General features: G+C 63.2%; 24 protein-coding genes and 2 pseudogenes. All 26 read left to right on the top strand.

All coding sequences use genetic code 11. From position 1 onward, the window contains the following. The first annotated feature begins 49 nt into the window (after window positions 1-49). Window positions 50-352, top strand: coding sequence for a hypothetical protein (locus tag OKW39_RS42960; protein WP_429551898.1), 303 nt, complete (start codon window positions 50-52; stop codon window positions 350-352). Between the two features lie 7 nt (window positions 353-359). After that, window positions 360-794 carry a VirB3 family type IV secretion system protein gene (locus OKW39_RS42965; RefSeq protein WP_116150113.1) on the top strand — a complete coding sequence of 145 codons (435 nt, stop codon included), beginning with the start codon at window positions 360-362 and terminating at the stop codon, window positions 792-794. Further along, complete coding sequence (locus OKW39_RS42970; RefSeq protein ID WP_429565537.1) at window positions 794-3,382, top strand: VirB4 family type IV secretion system protein; 2,589 nt, start codon at window positions 794-796, stop codon at window positions 3,380-3,382. The genes OKW39_RS42965 and OKW39_RS42970 overlap by 1 nt, the downstream gene beginning before the upstream one ends. 24 nt (window positions 3,383-3,406) lie before the next feature. Continuing rightward, window positions 3,407-4,084 carry a type IV secretion system protein gene (locus tag OKW39_RS42975; protein ID WP_429565538.1) on the top strand — a complete coding sequence of 226 codons (678 nt, stop codon included), beginning with the start codon at window positions 3,407-3,409 and terminating at the stop codon, window positions 4,082-4,084. Continuing rightward, window positions 4,074-4,319 carry a hypothetical protein gene (locus OKW39_RS42980; RefSeq protein WP_429565539.1) on the top strand — a complete coding sequence of 82 codons (246 nt, stop codon included), beginning with the start codon at window positions 4,074-4,076 and terminating at the stop codon, window positions 4,317-4,319. Before OKW39_RS42975 ends, OKW39_RS42980 begins: the two co-directional genes overlap by 11 nt. Window positions 4,320-4,389: 70 nt before the next feature. Beyond that, the gene (locus OKW39_RS42985; protein ID WP_429565637.1) at window positions 4,390-5,262 is read left to right on the top strand and encodes a type IV secretion system protein; all 873 of its coding nucleotides are present in this window, start codon (window positions 4,390-4,392) and stop codon (window positions 5,260-5,262) included. Window positions 5,263-5,421: 159 nt separating this feature from the next. After that, on the top strand, window positions 5,422-5,748 hold the full coding sequence (locus OKW39_RS42990) for a hypothetical protein (protein ID WP_429565540.1): 327 nt from the start codon (window positions 5,422-5,424) through the stop codon (window positions 5,746-5,748). Beyond that, a complete protein-coding gene (locus OKW39_RS42995; RefSeq protein WP_429551892.1) occupies window positions 5,745-5,891 on the top strand; it encodes a hypothetical protein in 147 nt (48 codons plus the stop codon). The genes OKW39_RS42990 and OKW39_RS42995 overlap by 4 nt, the downstream gene beginning before the upstream one ends. 8 nt (window positions 5,892-5,899) lie before the next feature. Next, a complete protein-coding gene (locus OKW39_RS43000) occupies window positions 5,900-6,742 on the top strand; it encodes a type IV secretion system protein (protein ID WP_429565541.1) in 843 nt (280 codons plus the stop codon). Between the two features lie 17 nt (window positions 6,743-6,759). Continuing rightward, window positions 6,760-7,659 (top strand): TrbG/VirB9 family P-type conjugative transfer protein, encoded by a 900-nt coding sequence (locus OKW39_RS43005; protein WP_429565542.1) that lies wholly within the window; start codon window positions 6,760-6,762, stop codon window positions 7,657-7,659. 18 nt (window positions 7,660-7,677) lie between these two features. Further along, complete coding sequence (locus OKW39_RS43010; protein ID WP_429565543.1) at window positions 7,678-9,048, top strand: TrbI/VirB10 family protein; 1,371 nt, start codon at window positions 7,678-7,680, stop codon at window positions 9,046-9,048. A 37-nt stretch (window positions 9,049-9,085) separates the two neighbouring features. Beyond that, on the top strand, window positions 9,086-9,748 hold the full coding sequence (locus OKW39_RS43015) for a hypothetical protein (protein ID WP_429565544.1): 663 nt from the start codon (window positions 9,086-9,088) through the stop codon (window positions 9,746-9,748). An 80-nt stretch (window positions 9,749-9,828) separates the two neighbouring features. Continuing rightward, window positions 9,829-10,866, top strand: a complete 1,038-nt coding sequence (gene virB11, locus OKW39_RS43020) for a P-type DNA transfer ATPase VirB11 (protein ID WP_429565545.1) — start codon at window positions 9,829-9,831, stop codon at window positions 10,864-10,866. After that, window positions 10,863-11,159 (top strand): hypothetical protein, encoded by a 297-nt coding sequence (locus tag OKW39_RS43025; protein WP_429565546.1) that lies wholly within the window; start codon window positions 10,863-10,865, stop codon window positions 11,157-11,159. Before virB11 ends, OKW39_RS43025 begins: the two co-directional genes overlap by 4 nt. Window positions 11,160-11,189: 30 nt before the next feature. Beyond that, window positions 11,190-11,546: a hypothetical protein gene (locus OKW39_RS43030; protein WP_429565547.1), complete on the top strand. Its 357-nt coding sequence runs from the start codon at window positions 11,190-11,192 to the stop codon at window positions 11,544-11,546. A 2-nt stretch (window positions 11,547-11,548) separates the two neighbouring features. Beyond that, the gene (locus OKW39_RS43035) at window positions 11,549-13,348 is read left to right on the top strand and encodes a type IV secretory system conjugative DNA transfer family protein (RefSeq protein ID WP_429565548.1); all 1,800 of its coding nucleotides are present in this window, start codon (window positions 11,549-11,551) and stop codon (window positions 13,346-13,348) included. Beyond that, the gene (locus OKW39_RS43040; protein WP_429565549.1) at window positions 13,345-15,192 is read left to right on the top strand and encodes an LPD7 domain-containing protein; all 1,848 of its coding nucleotides are present in this window, start codon (window positions 13,345-13,347) and stop codon (window positions 15,190-15,192) included. Before OKW39_RS43035 ends, OKW39_RS43040 begins: the two co-directional genes overlap by 4 nt. Then, window positions 15,077-15,979, top strand: a complete 903-nt coding sequence (gene stbB, locus OKW39_RS43045; protein WP_429565550.1) for a StbB family protein — start codon at window positions 15,077-15,079, stop codon at window positions 15,977-15,979. Before OKW39_RS43040 ends, stbB begins: the two co-directional genes overlap by 116 nt. Next, complete coding sequence (locus tag OKW39_RS43050; protein WP_429565551.1) at window positions 15,979-16,431, top strand: hypothetical protein; 453 nt, start codon at window positions 15,979-15,981, stop codon at window positions 16,429-16,431. Before stbB ends, OKW39_RS43050 begins: the two co-directional genes overlap by 1 nt. Window positions 16,432-16,447: 16 nt before the next feature. After that, a complete protein-coding gene (locus OKW39_RS43055) occupies window positions 16,448-16,771 on the top strand; it encodes a TrbM/KikA/MpfK family conjugal transfer protein (RefSeq protein ID WP_429551880.1) in 324 nt (107 codons plus the stop codon). Between the two features lie 214 nt (window positions 16,772-16,985). After that, window positions 16,986-17,435 carry a hypothetical protein gene (locus OKW39_RS43060; protein WP_429565552.1) on the top strand — a complete coding sequence of 150 codons (450 nt, stop codon included), beginning with the start codon at window positions 16,986-16,988 and terminating at the stop codon, window positions 17,433-17,435. Beyond that, complete coding sequence (locus OKW39_RS43065; RefSeq protein ID WP_429565553.1) at window positions 17,422-17,625, top strand: hypothetical protein; 204 nt, start codon at window positions 17,422-17,424, stop codon at window positions 17,623-17,625. Before OKW39_RS43060 ends, OKW39_RS43065 begins: the two co-directional genes overlap by 14 nt. A 144-nt stretch (window positions 17,626-17,769) precedes the next feature. Further along, entirely contained in the window at window positions 17,770-18,129 is a 360-nt protein-coding gene (locus tag OKW39_RS43070) for a hypothetical protein (RefSeq protein ID WP_429551877.1), read from the top strand. Between the two features lie 12 nt (window positions 18,130-18,141). Next, window positions 18,142-19,356 (top strand): hypothetical protein, encoded by a 1,215-nt coding sequence (locus OKW39_RS43075; protein ID WP_429565554.1) that lies wholly within the window; start codon window positions 18,142-18,144, stop codon window positions 19,354-19,356. A gap of 558 nt (window positions 19,357-19,914) precedes the next feature. Next, window positions 19,915-20,320 (top strand): annotated as a pseudogene (locus OKW39_RS43080) (transposase); the annotation flags it as partial. A 47-nt stretch (window positions 20,321-20,367) separates the two neighbouring features. Further along, window positions 20,368-20,868, top strand: a pseudogene (locus OKW39_RS43085) (IS30 family transposase); the annotation flags it as partial. Between the last annotated feature and the right edge of the window lie 60 nt (window positions 20,869-20,928).

The following is a 20,928-nucleotide window of genomic DNA, read 5'->3' on the forward strand; positions in this document are numbered from 1 at the left end:
ATCGCCTTGCTCACAGAAATTAGTACAACTTACCGCATATGCAGCTGGCATGAGGATGCAGGTCATTCTGACCGCCGTGCGCAAGGCCGTTCTGATCGGTGTCGTCATGGGCTCGCAACTCGCGCTTGCAGGCGGCGGTCTGGACTCGGCGACCCAGGGCGCGACCACCTTCAAGATCTGGCTCTATTCGTTCCTCGGCGTCTGTGCGGCCTGCGTGCTGATGTGGAAGGGCGCGGAATGCTGGGCCGATCGCGCGCACTGGAGCGAGTTTGTGACGATGTGCGGCAAGGTGGCGGTGGTGGGCTCGGTGGTCGGCGTGCTCGCGCCGTATCTGTGGAACATGTTCAGCTGAGAGCGTCATGTCGGAAAAGAACACCTATCCCGGCTTTAATGGTCTCGGCCGCACGGCGGCCATCTGGGGTGTCCCGTACATGGCGATGCTGGTCGTCGTAGTCGCCTCGATGTTTGTGGGCGTACTGATCTCGTTTTTCGTCGGCCCGGGCGGCCTGCTGTTCGTTTTTCTCGGATTTCCTGTGCTGCTCTATTTCAAGCACGTGTGCGAAACCGATGATCAGGGTCTGCGGATCATGTGGCTGGAGCTGCGCTGCCGGTTCTACTTCTGGCGACTGCGCGTGCGGGCGCGCGTCAATGCGGGGCGCGCCGCGCCGCAGTTCGGCAACACGGCCACGCTTGCGCCGCTGCGCTACGGCCGGCAACGGCGGGTCTACCGCGACTTCCTCAAACCCCTGTCGAGCGGTGAACGCCGGCTGCGTGAACTCGAAACGGATCAGTGATGAAAGGCAAACCGATGGAAGGCAGACCCGCCGTCTCCAGCGAGATCCTTGGCGCCATTGGCGCGGTTGAGGACTGGCTCCCGAAGTTCGGTCATCCGGTCACGAAACACGTTCAGCACCTCGAGGGCAACCGTTTCATGGTGACGCTGGCCAAGCGCGGCGTGCCGTTCGAAGTGCATGAAAACGAAGCGATCGAGCGCATGTTCGATCGCGACACCGAAACATACAGCAAGCTGGGGCGCGATCTGGGCGGCCGCCTTGGCTATCACGCGGTCTTCGCGCGCCGGCGCGTGAGCTTCGAGCGTGCGTACCGTTTCGGTCCGCGTTTCATGCAGTGGTTCGCGTCGGTGCATCTGGGGAAGTTCCATGAGGGGAAATTCTTCGAGAACCGCTATTACCTGTCGCTGATCCTGAAATACGAAGATTTCGACGATGGGTTGAAGGAGATCGAATCACTCGCCCAGCAGGCGCTGCTGCAGTTCGCCGACTACGAGGCAGAGTTGCTCGAAGTGTACGGGCGCAAACACATGAACGGCACGCCAATGCTGTTCTCCAGGCAGTATGGTTTTATAAGCGATCTGGTCAATGCGGTGCAGGGTGATCTGCCGGTGGCGGCGGAGCCAGGCACGGACATCATCCCGTCGAGCTATCTGCATTTTGGCTACAACGCACTGTCCATTCAGGGTCCGGGCGTGCCGGCGTCGCGTCAGTTCGCCACCTGCTACGACCTGCGCGGCTGTCCGGACAAGCCAGGCTGGGGGCAACTCGACCCGATCATCTCACTGCCGGTGGAGTTGACGGTTGCGCACTCGTTCAACTGCATGACCGGCTTCGAGTCGAACCGCACGATCGATTCAGCGATCAACAAGCTGGAGTCCGCCGGCGACAAGGCGAAGCATCAGGTCAGGGAACTGCGCGATGCGCAGGGCTATGTGAACACGGGTGAACTGTCATTCGGCGAGTATCACGGCGCGGCCATCGTCTATGGCGAGACAGCGAAGGAGGCACTGGAAAACGGCAACCTGCTGGCGTCGCGCTCGCTGAACGAATGCGGCGTCGAATGGGCGCTGGCAACGGGCTCCGCACCATTCACCTACTTCTCGCAGGTACCAGCGGCCAGGGTGAAGCCCCGGCCGAAGGTGCAGTCGTCGCGCAATTTTGCATCGATGCACGCATGTCACGACTATTCGACCGGCAAGGCCGAAGGCAACCCGATTGGTGACGGATCGGCCATCATTCCGTTCCGCTCGGCCTCTGGCATGTATCACTACAACCACCACGCGACGCGGCGGGGCGATATCAACGTGGCGGAAAAGCTTGCTGCCCATAACGAACTCAAGGGTACGACCGGTACCGGCAAGAGCATGTTGGCTGCGGCGATCACCGGCATGCTGTCGCGCTTTGACCCGCTCCTGTACGTGCTCGACAAAGGGCGTGGCTGGGAGGTATTGATCCGTGCAATGGGGGGTGCCTATGTCTATCTGGAGAAAGGCAAGCCAACCGGCTGGGCGCCGTTCGAGCTGGCCGACACACCGGATAACCGCGAGTTCCTGTACGGGTTGACGGAACTGTGCGGCCGGAAAAACGGCGTCGACCACCAGGGCCGTCAGATCAGGATCGATCTGACGGCCTCTGAGAAAATCCAGTGCCGCAACGCCGTCGATGCGGTCATGGGCATCGAGGATGTGCGCCTGCGCCGTTTCAGTCTGCTGCTGGACAGCATTCCGGACGAAGGCGATGACAGTCTGCGTGCGCGACTCTCGCTCTGGTGCAAGTCAGAGGGTGGCCGGTTCTGGTGGGTGTTTGACAACCCACCCAACCTGTCGCTGAACATGAGCGAGCAACGCTGGATCGGGTTCGACGTCGAGGCGTTTCTCGTCGAGAACTATGAGCCGTCGGAACCGGCGTTCGCTTATCTGTTCCACCTCAAGAAACTGATGCGCAGCGAAGGCCGGCTGATGCAGACGGTGATTGAGGAGTACTGGCTGCCGATCCGCTTCCGCACGATCCGTGAGCAGATCGAGGAAACGCTTGCCAGCGGTCGCAAGGAGGGTGAGTTTCTCACCCTGATCACACAGCAGCCGGAGCAGGGCCAGAAAGCAGCGGATCTCTTCCCGGCCCTGCGCAGCCTCGTTGCGACCAAGCTCTGGATGGCCGATCCGGCGGCGGAAGAAGAGGCCTATCTGCGCGACGGCATGACGAAGAAGGAATTTCGCGAGTTCAGGAAGCTCACGCCGCAGGCTCGGCGCTTCCTTATCAAGCAGGGCAATCAGTCGGCCTTCGCGAGTTTTGATCTGACCGGGCTCGATGACGCGATCGCGGTGTTTTCAGGTGACCGGGAGAACGTCCTGATCTGCGACGCGGTACGCACAGAGCTGGGCGACGATCCGGACGTCTGGCTGCCCGTCTATCTGGAGCGGGTGTTCGAACGCAAGCTGCGCACGCGACTCGCGGCGAAGCACGGTGCGGACGAACGCCTCTGGAATAACGAACTGCATCGCGGCCTCGAGCGCAAGCGGGCCGAACTCGCGGCCATTTATCCACCCGCGCGGACCGTCGAAGCAGACGCCGACGCACTGACTGTCTGACCATTTACGCAATGGAGGAATGAAATGAACGCCAACGATGTCAGGCCGACCGCGCGCCTGATCCGGACAGGCCGTGTGGCGGTCGCTGCGCTCGCGCTGTGCGCTGCGGGTGCCGTTCATGCGCAGGGTGTGCCGACGATTTCGCCAGCCGAGCTCGCTCAGCAGATGGTGGAGGTCCAGCAGCTGTTCCAGCAGATCCAGAACCAGGAGGCCCAGTATCAGGCGCTGACCGGCAACAGCAGCTTCGGCACCATCATGAACAATGCGTCGCTGCGCAACTATCTGCCCGAGCAGTGGCAGAACATCTACGACCAGGCGAGGAGTGGCGGCCTGTCAGGCATCAGTTCGTCAATGCGCACGATCGAGCAGCAGGAGAGCATGACCGGTGCCAACACGCCTGGCCAGCAACGCTATTACGACACGCTCGCGGCCAACAAGGCGATGAACGAGCAGGCGTATAGCGCGACGACGGCGCGGCTTAACAACATCCAGTCGTTGATGCAGCAGTCCAACCTGACGCAGGACCCGGCGCAGAAGGCGGATCTGCAGAACCGGATGGCGGCCGAGGAGGCAATGGTCACCAACGAGCAGACGCGCCTGCAGCTCACCGCGCAGTTGCAGCAGGCCGAACTCAAGCTTGCTGAAGAGCAGCGCGATCGTGAATTCGACAACGCATTTCTGGGGAAAACCAATGATCAATAAGACACTTCTCGGCGCAATTATCAGCCTGCTGGCCGCTATCGCGGGTTATCTCGGCTATCTCGCGTGGGATCGTCACCAGCACAACGTGCAGGAGGAGCAACAGCAGCAGCAGGATCTGAAATTCGATGCGGCATTCCTCGGCACAACGCCAGAGAAGCTGGCCGCTGAGCGCAAGGCAAAGGGTATCAACGCCGCAAGCGACGATGCCGAAGCGAGTGCAGCCGGCCTCAAGTAGTCCGGCGTGACCATCAATTCCTGACTGAAGACAGGAGGCATCCGTGGCAGACGTCCAGCTTTTTACCTCAATGACCAATGCGTTCGACCAGAACGTGCTGAGCACGATCACGACGGGCTCGACCCGCATCATTTCGCTCATCTCGCCATTGATGGCCACCTGCTTCAGCATCTACGTCCTGTTGATCCTCTGGACGTACTGGCAGGGCCGCAACGACGAGCCGATCAACGATTTCCTGATGCGCATGGCGACATGGGCCGTGATTCTCACGTGCGGGATGAACATACAGTTTTACAGCGAGTACGTCGTACCGTTCTTCAATGGGCTGGGCGAGCAGCTGGCCGGTGCGGTAACCAGCGGCAACAACCCCGTGTCGGGGCTGGACAACCTGCTCAACGCGTACATCCATGCCGCGCAGTCGATCTACGCGCAGGCTTCGGGTTTCAAGGTCATCGCCGCAGTCTGGACGATCGCGCTCATGATCATTTTTGGCGGTCCGTTCATGGCGATCGCGATCGCGTACATCATCCTCGCGAAATTCGCCCTTGGCATCCTTCTCGCCCTCGGGCCGTTGTTCATCTCGGCCGCGCTGTTTCCACCGTCACGCCAGTTCTTCTGGAACTGGGTCGGACAATGCATGAACTACGTGTTTCTCGTCACGCTCTTCGCGGCCGCGTGTGCGCTGGAAGTGAACTTCGCTATGGGTATCGTTCCGCAGACCGGGTCGCCATCAGTCGCACAGATCATTGAGCTGGACATCATGGGGCTGGCCTTCTGGGTGATTTCGCTCAATCTGCCCGGGCTGGCGTCGGCGCTCGCCGGTGGCGTGGGCATATCGACGATGGTGGGCAAGCTGGGTGGCGTCGCGAGATTTGCCGCCTCGGTCGGAAAAACGGGCGGCGGTGGTTCGCCGAAGACTGGCGGCAGCTTGAGTGAGGCGTAATAAAAATGATCAGGTTATTCAGAAAGATCGCGCGTTGGTGGTTCATCGCGGCATTGGTGGCGACGATCGGCGCGATGTTATCGATCAAGCTCTTCTACTGAGCCTGCATCGACCGAAGCATCGAAGCGCTAGGTCATCGACATAGCAAGGGAGAAAAAAATGCATCCACTGAACTGCCATGCACTAACCCGACGGGTGCGGGTGCGGGCGATTGCGGCTCGCGCAATTCTGGAGTTCGTTGTCTATACCGCCATGATTGCGTTTTTGACCGGTTTCGCGTCGCAGATCCTTGCGCTGTTCAAACCGGAGGTACTCCGCGTTCCATGGGTGTTTCCACCCGGCTACTGGTCACTCGTGTGCATATGCGCCGTTATGTTCTTTCGGGCGCTGCAGATCCGCAGCGTTGGGGCTGCGATCGCGGCCGGCGTGTCGGAGGCTCGTGAATCCCGCCATACGGTGCGATGCGCGAAAGGCCGCCAGTCATGAAAACCGCACTCGTGGTGAGCCTGCTCATTCTCTCGTTGCAGGCGTGCAGTTCCGCTCCTAAACCTCCCGAGCCGACGGGCCAATGGGTGCCCGTCAACCAGCCGGCGGCGCAGCAACAGGCTGCACGTACCGAACCGAAGTGAGAAACCGAATGATCTTTACCATCAGACAGTGGTTTGCGGGAGCCACGACGGCACGCAAACGCGGGCGCGCCGGCGGGGAGCCTGCAGCCGCGCAGCCGGCATCGCCTGCGAGCGGCATTGACGCAGGCGAGCGTGACGCTGTCGCGTGGTACCTGAAGCAGGCGCAGGCCTTCGAGAGATCCAAAGTCGAGGCCGCCGAAGAGAAGGCGCGGATCGCCGACCGGCGCTCGATGCTGTCGGGCGGTGTGGCGCTAGCGGCTGTTTTTGGCATGGGGGCTTTAGGACTCCTGAAGCGGCCGAATCCCCCCGCTGTACTGCGCGTGAACGATACGAACGGCAACGTGGATGTGTTGCCCACGACGGCCACCGGTCACGTGAGCTTCACCGAGAAGACAGACCGCGCGGATCTGCGCCGCTATGTCGAACTGCGCGAAGGCTACGACTGGGAGACGATCTCCGACACGCATGCGGCCGTCATGTTCATGAGTGACGAGCACGAGCAGGAAGCCTACGACGCGCTCGTGCGCGGCCCCGCCGGAGCACTCAAGCTGCTGAAGGATCAGGTGCGCGTGCTTGCGCGCGTCGGCTCGATCACGTTCGTCGGCTCGACTGCCCAGGTATTTTTCTCGCGGCAGCTGATTCCGCTGAACCCCGCGGTGAAGCGGCCTGATCCGACCTACTGGATTGCGACAGTGGCGTTCGGGCGCGTGGACGTGCCGGAGAAAAAGGACCAGCAGGACATCGACCCGGACGGCTTTCGCTGCACGAGCTACGAGGTCACGCGCGACTGGACGCGGGTGCCGGCGGATACACCGTCATCGCCGACGCCCGCAGCGGGTAACGCATCGTGAAGGCTGGATTCTTTCGCATGCCGCCCGCCGTGGTGGCCATCGCCGCGGGTCTCGCCTTCGCTTCGTCGCATGCCAGGGCACTCGAGACACCGCGCAGCTGCGGTTCGGATCCGCATATCCAGTGCGCGACCTACGACCCCAATCAGGCGTATCGCGTCGCCACCATGCCGGGGCGCGTGGTGATGATCCAGTTCGAACCGGGCGAACACATCATCGACAGCGGTGAGGGCATCGGAGATGGCAAGGCATGGCACGTGGCCATCAACGATAGCGGGGCGCTGCTCAAGCCGGGTGCGTTGCAGCCGGAAACCAATCTTGTGCTCGTCACCAACCGGCGCACCTATTCTCTCTCGCTTGCCGACGTGTCGGCCGGCCAGCCGGCGACGTGGATGCTGCGATTCGACTATCCGGACACGAAAGCGAAGCTGACTGCGGCGCAGCAGCGCCGGCAGGAGGCGGTCAGCGCGGCGCTCACTGGACAGCAGGGCAACGGGCCGGCCGTGCCGGCGTCGATCGCGGGAGGGGCGAGCGCGGTTCGGCGAGCCGCTGCCCAGGCGGTGACATCGGCGTCGGCCGCGAACACGCAGTACATGATGCGCGGTGATCGCGCACTCGCGCCGACCGCGCTCTGGGACGACGGCCGCTTTACGTACTTCAAGTATGCGACCGCGCGGGACCTGCCGACGATCTTCACGAAGCTGCCGGACGGCAGTGAGGCGACCGCGAACTTCCACATGGAGGGCGACACGGTCGTCGTGCACGAGGTGTCGCAGTCGTTTGTCATCCGCTACGGCCAGTCGGTGCTGGGCATTCGCAACGATGGCTATTCACCCGATGGCCATTACAACCGGGCGGGCTCGTCGGTGCCGGACAGCGCCCGCATCCAGCGCGACCATGCTGGCACATCGGCAAACTGATCAGGGAGCGAACAGGGCATGACTGAACGAAACGAAATCGAACATGCGGCGTCGACTAACGTCGGCCCGCAGCCTTCGCTTGGCCTGCCGGGTCGTCGGAAGACGCGGGTGGGCAAACTGCGCCTGGTGCTGGTCGCGCTGGCCGTGATTGCGCTGGGTGCGTCGGGCGTCACGATCTATCTACAGCGGCTCTTCCAGCAACATCAGGATGCGAAGCAGGCGGCGCTCAGCAAGCCGAAAGACAGCGGCGCGAGTGACGCGGGCGGGGATCTCGAGACGCAAAAGGATCGGATCAGGAAAGCGGAGGCTGATCAGGCCCGCGCAGCGTCGGAGGCGGCGGCTGCGGCTGCGGCGACTTCCCGCCTGGCGACACCGGCTGGGGCGGCATCGCAGACGAACGTACCAGCTGCGGCGAGCAACCAGCCGCGGCCGCTCACGCCGGCCGAGCGCCGGCTGCAGGGCAGCGTGCTCGTTTCGGGCGGGAACACCGGGTCTGGCCGGAGCGACGATGGCCCGGTGGCCTCGAATGAAACCGCAGGTGACAACGAGGGCAACCATGCCGGCAATGCCGGAGCGCCCGGTCATGACGCCGGTGGACTTGCCGGCCTGGCGAAGTCGATGGGCATGGCGGCGCTGCGTGGTGGCAGTGCGGGGGGGCCGTCCAGTTCGCCGAACAGGACGGACGCGGGCGACAGCAAGGGTTCGTCGTTCGACCAGTCGTTGCAGCCTTCGAAGCTGCAGCCGATGCAGGCCTCATTCCGGCCGAACCGGCACTACCTGCTCAGTCGCAATACGATGATCCGCTGCGGGCAGGCGACGGCCATCCGCACCGACCGTCCGGGCCTGATCGGCTGCCCGATCGCGCAGGACGTCTGGTCCGACGATGGCACGACCCTGCTGGTCCGCAAGGGCGCCACCGCCAAGGGCGAGCAGCGCGACGCGGTCATCCAGGGACAGGGTGTGATCGGTGCGATCTGGGACGAGATCGATGACGGTGACGTGCGCATTCCGCTGAATTCGCCGGCGACCGATCCGCTCGGCGCAGCCGGCATCCCGGCCTGGGTCGACGAGCACTTCTGGCAGCGCTTCAAGGGAGCGCTGATGGTGAGCCTGATCGGCGACTTTGGTCAGGCGCTCGCGAACAAGGCGATCGGAGCGGGCCAGACGATCACATTGTCGAACAGTTCGAACGCTACGCAGGACGTGGCCGCCGAGACGCTGCGCAGCACGATCAACATCCCGCCGACGGCGTATTCGAACCAGGGCTCGGTGATCAATATCTTCGTCGCACGCGACATCGACCTGGGCAGCGTCTACGAGAACGTCGACGCGCAGGGTAACGCGGTCGGGCAGACCGCTCAGCTAGCGGGACAGCGGGTCGGACAGTGAGTAGGACAGCGAGTCGGAAGCAATAAGGAGCACACGCATGAACCTGAAGATCACCTTTCCCGAGGACTTTCCCCTGCACGGGCTCGATCGTGACATGTTCGAGGCGAAGCTGCGCGATGCCCTGCGTTTCTGCCTCTACGGCAACACGGTCCGGCAACTGGCCGAACGGGTCGATGCGAGGCGTGGGCGTCGGCTTCCCGATACGTTGCCCCTTCTTCAGATCGCCGACGAGCACGCGTTCGACAATTGCATGGCGCTCGACGGTTGCCGGATCGATGACATGTCAGCGGCGCTGCGTCGCAACCTGCTGCACAGCGTCGGCGCGCGTATCGGCATCACGCTGTCCGAATGGGGTGATAGCGCGTTGCCCGCGCTCGCTGATCCCGTGCATCCAGCCGGCATGTCAACGGAGAATGCTGCAACTAACCGTCTGGCCGACGACCCATCATCAACCCCGAGGCCACGACGTCTGTTTTCCGTCTGGCCTGCATGGGCGCTGGGTGTGGCGCTCGTGAGTGGTGTTGCAGTCTGGAACATGACGCGCCCGGCTGCATCCTCAGCCTCCCTCGTTGCGACCGTGATTTCGACGTCGCCCGCGCAGACGCTGCGTGAGCTGGCCAGTAGCGTGCCGGACGACCGGCAGCCGTACCGCGTGTCCGTGCGGATCGAGCCGAAGGACGGTGTCGTCACGCATCGCTGACCCGTACCGCCCGACTAACTGCCCCCCGACTGGCGCCCGGTCCGCGACCGGGTATGTCTACCTTCTGACAAGGAGTACGAATGAGCGCCGCTGTTATCGATGTGATCGAGAAAGGCACGATCGCCCGCAGTTTCCTCAAACAGATGGGCATCGCGAACTTCTTCGACGGCAGCCTCACTGAGGTGGCCATTAACCGGCCCGGCGAAATCTGGACGCAGGGCAGTGGCAGCTGGAAGCGGCACGATGCGCCCGCCTGCACGCTCGATGCGTGCTTCAAGCTCGCCAACGCGCTGACGGTCATGAAGGGCGGCAGGTTCTCCACCAAGGAGCCGATTCACCCCGTGGTGCTGCCCGACGGCCAGCGCGGGCACGTGCTGATGCAGCCGGCGTGCGAGCAGGACACCATTTCGATCACGATCCGCATCCCGTCGAACGTGCGCTTTCCCGTCGCCGAGTATGAGCGCAACGGCTGGTTCGAGGGCTATCGCGACGTCTCGCCGCGTCGCGCCATGCCAGCGACACTTGACCTGGCGCCGTTCGAACTTGAGATGCTGGAAGCGAAGAGCCAGCGCAACGTGACGCGCATGCTCGAGCTCGCCGTCGCAAACCGGCTGAACATCGTGCTTGCCGGCGGCACCGGCTCCGGCAAGACGACACTGAACAAGGCGCTCTCGGACCTGGTGCCGTCCGGCGAGCGCATCGGCACGATCGAGGATACGCCGGAGCTGTCACTGCCGAATCATCCGAACCGCGTGCACCTGTTCTTCAGCGACGCACTGCCCGCGAAGGAACTGGTGCGCTCGACGCTGCGCATGAAGTTCGACCGCGTGTTTCTCGCCGAGCTGCGCGGCGACGAAACGTGGGACTACATGACGCTGCTCAACACCGGCACGCCCGGTGGCATCACGACCGTCCACTGCAACGACGCACGCTCCGCCCCGTCGCGGATCGCCACGCTCATCAAACAGAGCGTGGTGGGCCAGACGCTCGACTGGCAATTCATCATGGAACAGGTCCGCGTGACCGTGGACCTGGTTCTCTTCATGCGCGACAAGCGCCTGTCCGAGATCTGGTACGACCCGATCGGCAAGGCGCAGTTGCTGGGGTGCACCTCATGAGCGCCATGGACGTCACCGAGGTGGCCGCTGTGGTGGCCGCTGACGATCCCGGTCTGTGCAGATGGCGGCCGTCCGGCGAATTCGCGATGGTCCACCCGTCGGGCTGGTCGATCGCGCGATACCTGGTCTACGACGAGTGGCGCTACCTGCTGTGGGAGTCGGTCGATCTGTGCCGCCACGCCCGGGTCAATGCGTCTCACGGCCCTTTCAGCAATGTACGCGACGCGATGCGGTTGCACAGGCAACTCGCGTTACCGGACTCCAGGACGCGTGATGGGAAAGACTGCGAATGAGTCGACGCGCCCACCCATTGAGGACCCGTCATGCCCAAACCTCTTCGAATCCTGATCCCCGTCGTGGTCTTCCTGCTGATCCTGGGCGGCTTCGCGTTCCTCGGCCAGTTCGCCGCCGGCGAGCTTTTCGCGAAGATGCAGAAGCTGCCTGAGGGGAGTGTGGGCGTATTCACGCTGTACGACTACTGGCACGCCTACGGTGACGTGCCCGCGGTGGTACGCGCGCTCAAGGTATGCACGCTGCTGTCGGTGGTTATCACGTGCCTGCCGGTGGCTGTGATCACGATGGCACTCGTGTCGGGCCGCAAGCGCCTCGCGCAGTTTGGCGAAGCCCGGTTCGCCACCCGCGGTGACATCGTGAAAGCGGGCCTGCTGGAGAAGAAATAGCCATGACGACTTCGCCACACCTGTATCCGCCGTTCATCGTGGGCAAGTACAAGGGTGAATACCTGAAGTACTACGGCCAGGATTTCCTGATGGCAGCCGCCGGCACTCGCTCCGGCAAGGGCACATCGCTCGTGATCCCGAATCTTCTCACCTATCCCGATTCGGTCGTGGTCGAGGACATCAAGGAAGAGAACTATCTGTACACGTCCGGCTACCGGCGGGCGTGCGGTCACGAAACCTGGCTGTGGGCGCCGTTCTCGGAAGACGGCCGCTCGCACGCGTACAACCCGCTTGAATACATCCAGCGCCGCGCGCCGTACACGCGAGTGGGCGACGTGATGACGATCGGCGAGCATCTGTATCCGTCCAACGTCGATGCGCGTCTGAAGTACTGGAACGATAATGCGCGCAACCTGTTCATCGGGATCGTCCTGTACCTGCTGGAAACGCCCTCGCTGCCTTGCACGTTCGGCGAGGTGTTACGACAGGCCTCCGGGAAGGGCCGTGCGATCCGCGAACATATCTTGTCGATCGTCAGCACGCGCGCCGATGCCGCTCACGCGACTCCAGCGACCGGGGGGCTGCCGCCGCTGACCTTCGAATGTCTCGATGCGCTGAACCGCTTCCTGTCGCAATCGAAAGAGGCGTTTGCCAATATCGTATCGACGATGACCGCGCCGCTGAACGTCTTCAGCAATCCAGTGGTCGACGCGGCGACCAGCCGCTCGGACTTCGATCTGGCTGATGTCCGCAAAAAACGCATGTCGATCTATGTCGGCATCAAGCCGGGGGACCTGAAAGCCGGCGCGCTGCTGGTCAATCTCTTCTTCTCGCAGCTGATCGATCTGAACACGCGTGAGCTGCCTGCGGAAAATCCCGCGCTCAAATACCAGTGTGCGCTGATCCTGGACGAGTTTGCCGCGCCCGGCAAGATCGACATCATCGAGACGGCCAACGCGTTCATTGCGGGCTACAACCTGAGGCTGATGCTGATTTTCCAGGGGATGTCCCAGCTGGAGGACCCGAAGCTGTATGGCAGGCACGGTGCGGAAACGCTGGCGATCAACTGCAAGATGCGCAGCCTTTACGCGCCGCGCACGGTGAAGGAGTCGGAAGAGTACTCGAAGATGCTGGGGACCTTCACGCTTATGGCGCGCTCGAAGAGCCGCAGTCGCGGCCGCAGTTCGTCGACCAGCACCAACGAATCGGAGCACAGCAGGGCACTGATGATGCCGCAGGAGCTGCGCGCCCTGAAGCACAACAAACAGATCATCACGATCGAGGGCTGCGAGCCGATCCTGTGCGAGAAGGCGTTTTTCTATGAAGACGCCGAGCTCGTCGACCGGCTCGTGCGGCAGAGCCCCTACCTGCAGGGGGTGATGGCGAAGCTGGAGAAGACCAACCGCCACCGCGCGTGGTTCGGTTTCGGTCCGAAGTTACCGGACGAAACACAGATGAAACACGCCGCGTTCGTCGCGCGAGAGCTGTGCGCACCCGTGCCCAGGATTGACGTCGAGCAGTGGTGGCAGACCCAGAATGCGGCCCGCCGCGCGCAGCAGGCCGCGGCGGCCGCAGCCGCGGCCCCACAGTCCGCCGGGCAGGCGCTAGACGTCCGAAATGTTCGCGAACACGAGATCGGTGTCCTCGCGCCTGCGCACCTCGCCAACCGCAACAGCATCCGTGCATCGCTCTTCCAGCTGATGCCCTATCTGCGTGAAGTCCTGCCGGACGCGGCGGACGCCGTGTCAGGGCAGACCGCAGCACCTCAGTCGCAGCCTGAACCTCAAGGAGTGACGATATGAACGAAATCGAATTTCCCGCCGACCAGATTGATTACCGCGAACGCGATGCGGCCAACACGGGCGACGCGTCGTCAATCCGCGCCCGTACTACGCCGCCGGCGAACGAGCCGGACGCGCGCGCCGTGCCCGGCGGTCCCGACACGCCTGTTGATAACGCGACCAGAGAGCACCTGAAGAGAATCCGCTCGGCCGATCGGGAGAAGGCCGAAAGGCTTCTCAAGGGCGATGCATTGCCCCACGTCGCATCCAACGCCGCACCCAACGTCGCACCCAACGTCGCGACCGACACAACCGCCGACACGGCGACCGACGAGGCGGTGAAGCCGGCCGTCGGCACTGGCAGACCGCTCGGGAAGAAGGGCGACGGTCCGGAGAACAGCGTCCGGCCGAAGCCGGTTTTCGAGAAGACCGGCTATGACCTGCCGAAGTCGGTCAGTAACTGCTATGTCGCGCATGAGGGCAAGTTTCTCGATCGCAAAAGCGAGACGGTGCACTTCGAGGACAAGGGCCGTTCACTCGCCACGGCCAGCGAGGACCGCGAGGTGATCGCGCACATGGTCGAAGTCGCGAAGGCGAAGCACTGGGGCGAGCTGCAACTGAAGGGCAGCGAGGAATTCCGCCGGCAGGCGTGGATTGCGGCCGAGCTTGCGGGCGTGCCAACACGCGGCTTCAAACCTGCTGCGCAGGATCGGGCCGCGCTGACCGCCGCGCGCGAGGCGATGCGCATCGGCGCCGCAGACAGATCGAATCACGGCGAGGCAGCCCGCACGAACTTGCTGGATACAGCTGACGGCCAGAAACCCGATACCGTGGGCCCGGGCAAGCCCGTGCAGGATCCCGCCAGCGGGGCAGTCGCCGGTCCGATGCCGGCGTCCCGGCAGGCGAGCCGCGGGCCGGCGCAGACGAGATCGAAGGTTGACGCGAAGGCTGACTCGAAGACTGACCTGAAGACTGACCTGAAGGCTGACCTGAAGGCTGACAGGCGGCCGCCGCAGCCAGATCAGCCCACAGCGGGTTCCCAACCGGCCTCGCCGCCGCTGGATCAGTCTGCGGCTGGCGCGACCGCGGGCGTTCTGGTCGCGCACGGCGCGGCACCGTTCAATCACGATCCGAAACAGAACCGGAGCTATTACGCGACCGTGCGCACGGCCAGCGGTGAACACACCGTGTGGGGACTGGATCTCGAACGCGCGATCGGCGAAAGCGGTGTGCAACCCGGTCAGCGGATCGCGCTGGAAAAGGGTGGCAGTAAAACGGTAACCATGCAGCAGCGTCAGTTCGACGACAAGGGTAAAGAACTCGCCCCAAAGTCGGTCGGGAGCCGACGCAACGAATGGCTGGTGTCCTCGCCGGATGTACCCGGTCTGCCCACGCGTGTGCAGCGCGAGGCGCTGGCCAGCGTGCGCCGCGACGTGGATGAGCGCCGTCGGATCGATGAGGCGCGCGAACGCTTCCTGAACGGGGGCTGGGAATACTCGAAGGAACAGCGGAAGACCCTCGATGAGGCGCGCGAACGCATCAAGGCGCAGGCCGCGCGCGAGGTGCTGCGTGACGAGATCAAGGGTCTGCCGGCGCAGCAGCAGGAGAAGCTGATGGGGGAGTTCGAAAGCGCCGTGGCCGGGGCGCGCGCCGCTAACCGGCCGTTCGAGGTGCCGATGCCGCAGGTCAGCGAGGCGACCATCGAGGCGGTGCGCGAGCAGATCGCGCGCGAACAGCGGGGGCTGGTTCATGCGACACGGCAGGCCGCACCGCAGTCGACGCAACCTGCGTCGCGGGAGCCTGGACGGGACCCGCAGTCGCACACCCCCGAACACGACGGGCCGACCCTCGAAATGGAACCGTAAAGCGGCAGATCGCTACGGGCGGCCGCGCTCGTCTCGCGACCGTCATCGTCAGATTGAACAACAGGAGCAGGACATTATGAAGATTGCAGTCATCAACTTTTCCGGGAACGTCGGCAAGAGCACCGTCGCCCGTCATCTTCTCGCACCGCGCCTCGAAGGTGCGCAGGTCATCGCGATCGAATCGATCAACTCGGACGATCACGAAAAAGAGGACGCCCTTCGGGGAAGCCAGTTCGACGAACTGCAGGAGCAGATGATGATGCTCAAGAATGTCGTCGTCGACGTAGGCGCATCGAACGTCGAAGACTTCATCGGTCTCATGCAACGTTACGATGGATCACACGAGGATTTCGATATCTTCGTGGTTCCCACCGTACCGGTGGTCAAACAGCAGGTCGACACCATCGCGACGCTGGACGAGCTGCGCGATCTTGGCGTGCGGCCCGACAGGATCCGGCTGCTGTTTAACACGGTCGACACGAAGTCCGACCTTCGCAAGGCGTTCCTGCGGATATTCGACCACCACCAGAGCAAAGGCGGCTTCGTACTGAACAACGAGGCGGTCATCTACGAAAACCCGATCTTCGAAAAGATCAAGCCGTTCGACAGATCGATCTTCGAAATCCGTGACGACCCCACGGATTATGTGGCGTGGAATGCAAAGGCGATGGAGGAGGGAGCGCCCGAAGCCCAGCGCGCCTACATCCGCCAGATGGTTGCACTCAAACGCCTCGCGAACCGGGCGGCGTCGGAACTTGACGCGGTCTTCGATGTATTGGTGCACTGATGGGCGCACCAGACGATGCGATCCGCGAGGAACTGATCGGCGCGGTGCTTGGCGAGCTCTCGCTCCTGCGCCGCGACGTGAAAGTCCTCTCGCAGCTGCTGGAGGCGAGCGGCAAACAGTTCAAGGATGACGGGGAGCTGACGCTGCTGCGGTTTACTTCGCGCCACGAACAGTTCCTGAAGCAGTTTTCCGAATCGAGTGCCGACGTGCTTGCGCAGGCGGTGAGTTTCGCGCAGGCCCGCGACCAGTTGCTCGGTGAAATCTCGCTGCGGCAGTACGACGAGGCCAATGGGCGCAGCCGCCAGTTGCTGAGGGACGTGCTGCGCGAGGAAGGCTGGACCAGCAGGTCGGCCCTTACGCGGTTCGAACTCGCGGTATGGATGGGCGGCGCCGCACTGTTATCGGCCGTCGTGACTCTGGGCGCGTTCGCGATGCTGCACGGACTGCTGTGATGCAGGGGGACACACCATGAAAACGATTCTGGGAATGCTTCTGGCCGGCGCGCTGCTGGTCGGCCCGTTCATCAGCACACCGGCGCACGCCGACCACAATGAGGATGCGTGCGGTGCGGTGCTCTGTCTTGCCGGGCTGATGAACGGTGGGAGTGGCGGCAGCGACTGCAGCCAGTACGAGGCGAACTACTTTTCGATCGTGAAGTATCACCACGGCCACTTCGATCTGAGCGGGACATCGAGCGCCCGCGGTGACTTCCTGAACCAGTGCAAATCGGTCGGCGGCGACCAGAAAAGCTCGGTCAACTCGAAGTACGGCGGTGTCGAGAACGGGCCGTGAATGCGTCCCTCAGCCCGGCGGCGCCCTCGGGCCGCCAGGATTCGCGCCGGTGGCGTTCTCGCGTCGCCGGCGTTTTTTCCAATATCCATAAGCCGCGGTTGAAATCCGTCGCCGCAACAGCATCCACAGGAGAACCATGCAATGAAAAATGCACCCACCCACCCTGGCCCGGCGTCAGGCTGCCGCTTCAATCGGCTGGCCGGAACGCGTAGCCTTGCTGCTCAACCCCGATCCTGCCGCGCGCAGACGCCTCAGGCGGCTGGGGATTTCCGCTGGCGTGCTGGCCGTTCTCTGGATGGTCGGCACCGATCCGCGCAGGCCGGTCCAGAGATGGGCGCAGTCGGTTGAGAACCGCGAGACGAGGCCTGCGATGGAGTCCACGATGAACGCCGGCAACCGCGTCGCCGGAACCTGGCTGGCGACGCACTTCCGGCCGGATTATCCGGGACTGCTGGAACAGCAGGCGGACGCGGGCGAGCCGACGGCGATGTTCATCATGCGCCGGATCCTGGTGGACTGCGCGCATCCCGGGCGCTTCATCACGCTCGGCCGGAACCTGATGGCGTCGCAGGTGAAGGCGAAAGGTCTTGATCTTGTGCGCAAGGCCGCGGCTGCGGGCAATCCGGACGCGCTACTCTTTGCGGCCCGTCATGACGGAGCGTAAAGGATGGACGAAAAACAGTCCGTATGAATTCGTCTATCCGGGCGGCTGGTCGATCACCAACCGGATCATCAACGGCAAGTCACGCTGGACGCTTTTATGCACCGGCGAGCAGTTCGGCGCGTTCAGCAGCGCAGCCGCCGCGATGAATCACCATGCCGCGCTGATGAAGAAACAGGACGGCGGCGCATGATGCGGGGCCAGCAGTCGTTCGTCGTATGAAGTCGACCCGTGGAAATCGAACCGGGGAATCAGACCGGCGCCGGCATCACTGAACGGGCTATGGTCGGCAAGCGCTGGCCGCAGTACACTGCCCGGCGGTGTGGAGGAGAACACGATGAAACTCACTTCCGGAAAACTGCTCCGGCTCATGAAGCCAGGGCGCGCCTATCAGGCGGGCGAGCTGGCCAGGCGCTTTGACACTTCGACCGCGCACGTCAACGACATGCTGTGCACGCTGGTTGAAGACGGACTTGTCCGGATGAACAGTCACTCATCGCGCATCATCCGCTTCGAGCGGCTTACCTTCTGGCCGGAACCACCATCGCGGCCCACTGTCGGAACCGGGATATCGACGAGCGCGACGAGCGTCGCGACACAACCGGTGACCCGTCAGCTGCACGGCTCGCTGCGCGGCTACGATGCGTCGCTCGCCAGCGTGCGCAGTCTCGCGATGCTCACGCGTCATGCACACTGAGGTCAGACACCCATGCGCCTGATTGACCGGCATCACCCTGACAGGGTCAAGCGACCGCTCAGCGCTGAAGAGACCGCCGCGGTGCGCAGGTTCTGCGGCGCCGGGCAGGACGTCCAGACCGGAGACGTTGAGCGCGTGCTGGCCATACTTGAAGAGATGCACGACGGGCGGCACGTCCGGCAATGGCTCGAGTGCGACTGCTGGCCGGGAGCCACTACGCAACCGCGGCTGACGGCCCGGGTCCGCGAAGAGGGGCCGCGTCATTTCGTGCGCATGCACGGATACGGCGAGCATCGCTGCGCGCTGGCTTCCTTCCGTCAACAGCCGGAGCCGGAGGACGAGCCGGACGATGCCGCCGTGCCACCCGGTCGGCACAGTCCGCTTAAGCCGGTCGGCGACGCGCTCGACTACCTTGATGACGAGCACGAGGGCGCGGCGCGTCCGGGAGGCTCGGGCGGTTCGGCCAGTGCGACCGGTGAAACGAGGCGGCGCCTGCCGCGCCTGGGCCGCATCATGCATACGTTGCTGGACGATGCCGGCTTTGCCACCGTCCACGTCGACGTGCTGAAGGAGAAGACGAATTCGTGGGAGCGCCTGAAGCCGTATGCGGACGCGGAAGCGATGAGTCCGGAGCTGACCTTGGGGCAGGTGCTTTTTACGGAACCGTGGACCAGCATCAACGAGAAAATGGCCGCCATCGATGCGCTGCCATGGCCGGAGAAGAAAGCGCGTAGCGCGCTCCTGCTGTTTGTGGCCGACGAGATCCGCGACGGTGCCGCCATCAAGCGCACGCGCCTGGGCGAACGCATCGTACGTCCGGAGAAAGGCATCCGGGCCGGCGGCCGGGACGAGCGGCTGACGCAGCCACCGTACTGGGTGCTGGCCGTCGTCGATCGCGACCGGGAGGGCAGCGCGCGATATCGCGAAGCGTTCGCGCAGCACGCGTACTCGTTCCGGCAGCCGGTGCCGCTGGACAGCCGGTACGAGCGCCTCACGCTCGAATGCCTGTTCCGTGTGATGGAGTGGGTCAGGACGCGCGGCGCGGATGAACCCGGATACCTGGAGCGCAAGTCGCGCACGCACGGAATCATGGAGCAGCGCGGGATCCTGCTCGAGCACGTGGTGGCCGACGATACGGAACAGCGCGAACGCGATGATGCGTTCTTCCGGCGGGTCGGTGCGAAAATCCTGCATCTTGCCGGTGTCCAGCGATCGTCCGCCGGCTGACCCGAACCTGCCGGACGCTCCAGCATCGTCATACGGCCGCGCTGTGCGTCGGCCCGTTCTGCCGGGGCATCACAGCGCTTTCTGCGATACCGCTTTCAGGAAACGTCTATCGCTGCGCTGCGCCCTTGGCGAAACGGTTCGCGACGGCGATGTGCACAGAACCATGCCATCGCTATGGTCATAAATTGTGTAGGATTACTGCCGATATGGCCCGATCATCGGGATACGACAGAAAATGACCACCTGGATGGACCTGAATTGCAGGATCGCGCTGAAATTATGGAACGAGACAAGAAGAGCGGGTGGCCTTCAGCAACTCACTGGACCCGGTACGGACCGCGACGTTGCGGGACAAGATGCTCGCGGCCGGGCTGCCGATCTGATTTCCGTCAGTTGCAGATAATGTGAGCACGCGGCAATGGAATGCAAGCACGCGTGGCTGAATGCAGGGCTGTTAACTCCTCGAAGATTGTGTTAAGGAAGATCTGCAAAAGTCCTGGCATTGCGTTGTTGCTGAGCTATCCTGGAAACAGAGCGAATTAGGTGAGGGGCAACGTGATGACGCAGCCTGGTCTTGGTCTGGATCTGTCAACGAAGCGCACGCGCCAGCGGGTTTCTCGATGAGATGCGACGCGTTGTGCCCTGGTTGAAGCTGATTGCGCTTATCGAGCCGCACTATCCCACGGGCAAAACCGGTCGGCCGCCGTTCCCGATTGCAACGATGCTGCAGATTCATTTCGTGCAACAATGGTTTGGTCTATCAGACCCTGCTATGGAAGAGGCACTCTATGACGTGCCGCTTTATCGAGAGTTCGCGGGTTTCGACGGCGGGATGGTTCGCTTGCCGGATGAAAGCACGATTCTCCGGTTCCGCCACCTGCTGGAAACGCACGGACTGGCGGCGCAAATGCTGGCGCTGGTCAATGAAATCCTGACGGAGAAAGGCCTGATGCTTAAGGCTGGGCGCAATCAAATCTGAAGTGCAACACCTTCCTCGTGTAAGGTGCGCACATGCAAAAAAGAAGAACGTATCAACAGCTTCAGCCTGAAGAGCGCATGACCATTGCAAGCATGAAGCAACAGGGTTCGAGTGTTCGGGCCATGGCCCGAACACTCGGGCGCCCGGCATCAACTGTGAGCCGCGAGCTGACCAGAAACACGTGTTCTGCCGTGGGCTATGCGTCTGCGCCGGCGCAGACGCTCAGCACGAGCCGACGCGAGGCTGCGCGCCCAGGTCCCAAGCTGCACCCTCAAAGCGTGTCGTGGCGCGTCGTACTCACCCTGCTGGAATGGAAGTGGTCGCCCCAGCAGATCTCAGGTACCCTCAAGCGCATGTGGCCCAATGATCCGACCCAGCACGTCTCGCACGAGACCATCTACACCGCCATCTATGCGCAGCCACGCGGTGAGCTGCGCCGCCAGCTGATAGCCTGTCTGCGCCACGGCCACAGCACGCGTATGTCACGCAAGCGGGGCACTGACCGGCGCGGCCAGATCCCCGACATGGTGAGCTATATGAACGCCTCCCGTTTGCAAAGGCTTTCGTGTGTTCTGACGGACAGGATGGGCTGC

Origin of the sequence: Paraburkholderia sp. MM6662-R1 (genome assembly GCF_050436245.1) — a bacterium.
In the GTDB taxonomy this organism is placed as follows: domain Bacteria; phylum Pseudomonadota; class Gammaproteobacteria; order Burkholderiales; family Burkholderiaceae; genus Paraburkholderia; species Paraburkholderia tuberum.

Bases quoted from the DNA above. Each gene is read 5' to 3' on its own strand.
- OKW39_RS42980 (WP_429565539.1), top strand. From the start codon at position 4,074: ATGATCAATAAGACACTTCTCGGCGCAATTATCAGCCTGCTGGCCGCT.
- stbB (WP_429565550.1), top strand. From the start codon at position 15,077: ATGCGACACGGCAGGCCGCACCGCAGTCGACGCAACCTGCGTCGCGGG.
- OKW39_RS43065 (WP_429565553.1), top strand. From the start codon at position 17,422: ATGACGGAGCGTAAAGGATGGACGAAAAACAGTCCGTATGAATTCGTC.
- OKW39_RS43000 (WP_429565541.1), top strand. From the start codon at position 5,900: ATGATCTTTACCATCAGACAGTGGTTTGCGGGAGCCACGACGGCACGC.
- OKW39_RS43015 (WP_429565544.1), top strand. From the start codon at position 9,086: ATGAACCTGAAGATCACCTTTCCCGAGGACTTTCCCCTGCACGGGCTC.
- OKW39_RS42960 (WP_429551898.1), top strand. From the start codon at position 50: ATGAGGATGCAGGTCATTCTGACCGCCGTGCGCAAGGCCGTTCTGATC.
- OKW39_RS43025 (WP_429565546.1), top strand. From the start codon at position 10,863: ATGAGCGCCATGGACGTCACCGAGGTGGCCGCTGTGGTGGCCGCTGAC.
- OKW39_RS43035 (WP_429565548.1), top strand. From the start codon at position 11,549: ATGACGACTTCGCCACACCTGTATCCGCCGTTCATCGTGGGCAAGTAC.
- OKW39_RS42970 (WP_429565537.1), top strand. From the start codon at position 794: ATGAAAGGCAAACCGATGGAAGGCAGACCCGCCGTCTCCAGCGAGATC.
- OKW39_RS43030 (WP_429565547.1), top strand. From the start codon at position 11,190: ATGCCCAAACCTCTTCGAATCCTGATCCCCGTCGTGGTCTTCCTGCTG.
- OKW39_RS42990 (WP_429565540.1), top strand. From the start codon at position 5,422: ATGCATCCACTGAACTGCCATGCACTAACCCGACGGGTGCGGGTGCGG.
- OKW39_RS43040 (WP_429565549.1), top strand. From the start codon at position 13,345: ATGAACGAAATCGAATTTCCCGCCGACCAGATTGATTACCGCGAACGC.
- OKW39_RS43005 (WP_429565542.1), top strand. From the start codon at position 6,760: ATGCCGCCCGCCGTGGTGGCCATCGCCGCGGGTCTCGCCTTCGCTTCG.
- OKW39_RS43075 (WP_429565554.1), top strand. From the start codon at position 18,142: ATGCGCCTGATTGACCGGCATCACCCTGACAGGGTCAAGCGACCGCTC.
- OKW39_RS43010 (WP_429565543.1), top strand. From the start codon at position 7,678: ATGACTGAACGAAACGAAATCGAACATGCGGCGTCGACTAACGTCGGC.
- OKW39_RS43070 (WP_429551877.1), top strand. From the start codon at position 17,770: ATGAAACTCACTTCCGGAAAACTGCTCCGGCTCATGAAGCCAGGGCGC.
- virB11 (WP_429565545.1), top strand. From the start codon at position 9,829: ATGAGCGCCGCTGTTATCGATGTGATCGAGAAAGGCACGATCGCCCGC.
- OKW39_RS43050 (WP_429565551.1), top strand. From the start codon at position 15,979: ATGGGCGCACCAGACGATGCGATCCGCGAGGAACTGATCGGCGCGGTG.
- OKW39_RS42995 (WP_429551892.1), top strand. From the start codon at position 5,745: ATGAAAACCGCACTCGTGGTGAGCCTGCTCATTCTCTCGTTGCAGGCG.
- OKW39_RS42975 (WP_429565538.1), top strand. From the start codon at position 3,407: ATGAACGCCAACGATGTCAGGCCGACCGCGCGCCTGATCCGGACAGGC.
- OKW39_RS43055 (WP_429551880.1), top strand. From the start codon at position 16,448: ATGAAAACGATTCTGGGAATGCTTCTGGCCGGCGCGCTGCTGGTCGGC.
- OKW39_RS42965 (WP_116150113.1), top strand. From the start codon at position 360: ATGTCGGAAAAGAACACCTATCCCGGCTTTAATGGTCTCGGCCGCACG.
- OKW39_RS42985 (WP_429565637.1), top strand. From the start codon at position 4,390: ATGACCAATGCGTTCGACCAGAACGTGCTGAGCACGATCACGACGGGC.